Origin of the sequence: Geminicoccus flavidas (genome assembly GCF_009806515.1) — a bacterium.
GTDB classification, from domain to species: Bacteria; Pseudomonadota; Alphaproteobacteria; order Geminicoccales; family Geminicoccaceae; genus Geminicoccus; species Geminicoccus flavidus.
Window position 1 is genome coordinate 1 of record NZ_WUJP01000208.1, and the last position, 3394, is coordinate 3394.

Here is a 3394-nt window from a genome sequence, read left to right on the forward strand (position 1 = left end):
CGACCTGGATCACCGCGTCGCCATGGTCCGGTCGCGGCGACATGCCCGTGACCCGGGCGCGCACGAAGCTGTCGCCGCCCAGCACCACGTCATGCCCATCAGCCTGCCCGGCGAGGCCAGCGCCACTCTCCTCGGCGATCGACTGTGGTTCGGCCAGGCCGAGGCCGTGCGCCCGAGCCGCCTCGGCCAGGGCCGTCGCCAGCACATGGGTCGAGACTTGGTCGAGCGAGGCCGCGAGCCGCAGGATCTCATCGGGATCGAAGCCAGGTGCCGCCTCGATCCCAGCGAACTCGGCCTGGCCCAGGGTCAGCGTGCTGGTCTTGTCCAGGACGGCGACGCGCCCGCCCCAGCGCCTCCAGCGCCTTGCCGCCCTTGACTAGCACGCCCGGCCGGGCGGTGCGGGAGATGCCGGAGATGATCGCGACCGGCACTGCCAGGATCAGCGGGCAGGGTGTCGCCACCACCGACACGGCCAGTGCGCGGGTCGGATCGCCGCTCCATAGCCATGCTGTCAGCGCCAGCACCACGGTGAGAGCCAGGAAGCCCATGGCCCAGCGGTCGGCCAGCCGTGCCGCCGGAGCGCGCGCCCGGTGCGCCGCCTCCACCAGCCGCACGATCCCGGCATAGGCGCTGGCGCTGGCCGGGCGGAGCGCCAGCATGTCGAAGGGCGCGCCCATGGAGACGGTGCCACTCAACACCTTGCTGCCCTGATCCATCTGCCGGGGCAGCGGCTCGCCGGTGAGCGCCGAGGTATCGATCATGGCACTGCCGTGCTGGACTTGGCCGTCTACCGGCAGCACCTCGTCCTGCCGGATCAGGATGCGGTCGCCCGGGAGGAGGTTGTCGATGTCGACCTCGGCCAGCCCGTCCCGGCCATAGCGCATGGCGGTGCGCGCCCACCCGGCCGCGCAGGGCGGTGAGGTCGCGCTGGGTGCGCCGCTCGGCCACCTGCTCCAGGAGGCGAGGAACTTCTCGAGCTCGGCCGGCGTCATGTTCGGCGCCGCGTCGGGCGCCTGCCCGCCGCGGAACGGGTGCGGCCATGGTGCGTTCCCGAGGATGGTGGCGAGACGGGCGTGGGAGCAGGCGGATGGCACTCCGGTCTAAACACTGGCCGGGGAACCAACCGCCGCAGGTCGGCTGCGGCAGGGTCGGCCCTGCAAGGAGCGCCGCGGCTGCACCAGCACAGGTGGCCGTCGTCTGGCGGTTGATCCCCGCCTTCGCGGGTGATGACGCGAGGGAGGGATCGGCCGTGGGCATGGCTGCCGGGCGAGCCCGGTCGGCCGTAACCCGGAGCCGGCCATGACGAGGGGAAGGAACAGCGCCTCGTCTGTCCTTTTCCGGCTTCCGCTCGCTTTCGTCTTCACAGGCACCAGCCGCGGCAAGTCCAGCAAGGGGAGCATCATGCAGCCGTCAGGGAAGGATCCACAGATGACCACGGGGTTCACCCAGCGGGGGGCCCACCGCCTGGGTGGTGATCGGCTGGCCGCTGGGCTGATTGGCTGCCTGATGCTGCTGGGCAGCGGGGCTGCCGGTGCCCAGGAGGAGGACGGGCTGACGCTGGATGGCGAGGGGATCACGCTGCGCTTCCTGGAGGGCCGCGCCGAGCTGAACCTGGGCGGCCGGCTCTATCTGGACCTGGGCGACGGCAGTGTGAGCGACGACCAGGCCTACGACATCTTCGACAAGAACCTGGACATCACCCAGGCGCGGATCGAGCTGTCCGGCAGCTATGACGGGTGGCTCAACGGCGCTTACCAGTATGATTTGGCTGACAACGAGGCCCCGCTGAAGGACGTGGCGCTAGCCGTGGCTTGGCAGCCGGTCGTGGTGACGGCCGGCAACGTCAAGGAGCCGTTCAGCCTGGAGGAGGTGACCAGCGACAACGACCTCACTTTCATGAGCCGTTCCGTGGCCAATGCCTTCGCGCCCGGACGGAATGTCGGCCTGGCGATCGCGGCGGCGCAGGACGATTGGACCGCGGCCGCCGGCATCTATGGCGGCAACATCAACGAGAGCTTCGAGGACGGCGGCACCGGCATCACGGCGCGCGTTACTTATGCCCCGGTCCGGACGGCGCAGGACATCGTCCATCTGGGCGGCTCGATCGGCTATCGTGACCTGGATTCCGGCGAGGCCTCGTTCTCGACCACGCCGGAATCCGACCTGTTCAACGCATCCCTGGTCGACACCGACACGCTGGACGATGCGCAATCGCTGACCCGCTTCGGCCTGGAGGCCGCTTGGCAGCGCGGCCCGGTCCGCGTTCAAGGAGAGTATGTCTTCACCCAGGTCGAGCGCGACGGCGGCCAGGGCGACCCGGACTTCCAGGGCGGCTACCTGATGCTCGCCTGGGTCATCAACGGGCCCGGCCGCCCCTACAGCACGGACCTGCCCAACTATGGCGGCGAGCTTGGCCGGTTCGAAGGTGTGGAGCTGGACGAGGCGCAACGCGTCACCCAGGGCGGCTACGGGGTCTTCGAGCTGGCCGGGCGCCTGAGCGGGATCGACCTGGACGATCGGGACGTGGCCGGCGGCCGCCAGGGCGACCTGACGCTCGGCCTGAACTGGTATCCGGACGAGAACGTCCGGGTGATGGCCAACTATGTGCGTGCCGAGGTCAAGGATGCCCCCGAGACTGGCGGCGACGAGCATGCGGACATCTTCCAGATGCGCCTGCAGGTCGCCTTCTGAGCCGATGTCAGGAGCGGTCCAGGAAGCGGCGGAACACGGCCAGCGTCTCCTCGCTCACATGATGCTCGATGCCCTCGGCATCCATCTCGGCCACGTCCGGGCTAACCCCCAGCGCCACCAGGAAGTCGCGCACCAGGAGATGGCGGGTGCGGGCATGGGCGGCCATTTCATGGCCGGCCTCGGTCAGGAAGATGGCGCGGTAGGGCGCGCTGGTCACGAGCCCGTCGCGGATCAGGCGCTGGATGGTCCGGGCCACGGTCGGGGGCGCGACGCCGAACCGCTCGGCCAGGTCGGCGGCGCGCGCCTCGCCCTGGGTGGCGATCAGCTCCGCGATCATCTCGACATAGTCCTCGGCCATCTCCGACTGATGCGCCCGACGCACCCGTGCGAACTGCTCGGCATGCCGCCCGACCCGCTCGCGCTCACCCTGCCCCCGGCCGCTGCCCATCACTTGCTCGTCCAATTCTGCTTCCAACCTCGCTGCCCGTCATCGTTCGCCGAGAAAGAGCATGCGGCCCGGCGGGTGTCGACCGATGAAGCAATGCTGGCATCGGCTCATAAAGTTGTCCCTGGACAAACTTTTCGTGTGTGGCCATTTTTGTTGGCGTTGGCCAAGGATGGAGCGGATCGATGGTGTGGTGTCGGGACTGGCGATGGCTGTTCCTGGCGGCGCTGGGGCTGGGCCTGGTGCTGGCGACCTCCC

General features: G+C 69.5%; 3 protein-coding genes and 1 pseudogene. 1 reads left to right on the forward strand and 3 read right to left on the reverse strand.

Going from position 1 to position 3394, the window contains the following annotated elements:
- Nucleotides 1–205: pseudogene (locus tag EQG76_RS05555) on the reverse strand (heavy metal translocating P-type ATPase); the annotation flags it as partial.
- A gap of 43 nt (nt 206–248) precedes the next feature.
- Nucleotides 249–992: an HAD-IC family P-type ATPase gene (locus EQG76_RS05560; protein WP_159711342.1), complete on the reverse strand. Its 744-nt coding sequence runs from the start codon at nt 990–992 to the stop codon at nt 249–251.
- Nucleotides 993–1428: 436 nt separating this feature from the next.
- Here EQG76_RS05560 and EQG76_RS05565 point away from each other — a divergent pair, with 436 nt between their 5' ends.
- Entirely contained in the window at nt 1429–2691 is a 1263-nt protein-coding gene (locus EQG76_RS05565; RefSeq protein WP_159711344.1) for an OprO/OprP family phosphate-selective porin, read from the forward strand.
- 7 nt (nt 2692–2698) lie between these two features.
- On the opposite strand, the gene mntR is transcribed toward EQG76_RS05565, so the two are convergent.
- Nucleotides 2699–3139 carry a manganese-binding transcriptional regulator MntR gene (gene mntR, locus EQG76_RS05570; protein ID WP_159711346.1) on the reverse strand — a complete coding sequence of 147 codons (441 nt, stop codon included), beginning with the start codon at nt 3137–3139 and terminating at the stop codon, nt 2699–2701.
- Between the last annotated feature and the right edge of the window lie 255 nt (nt 3140–3394).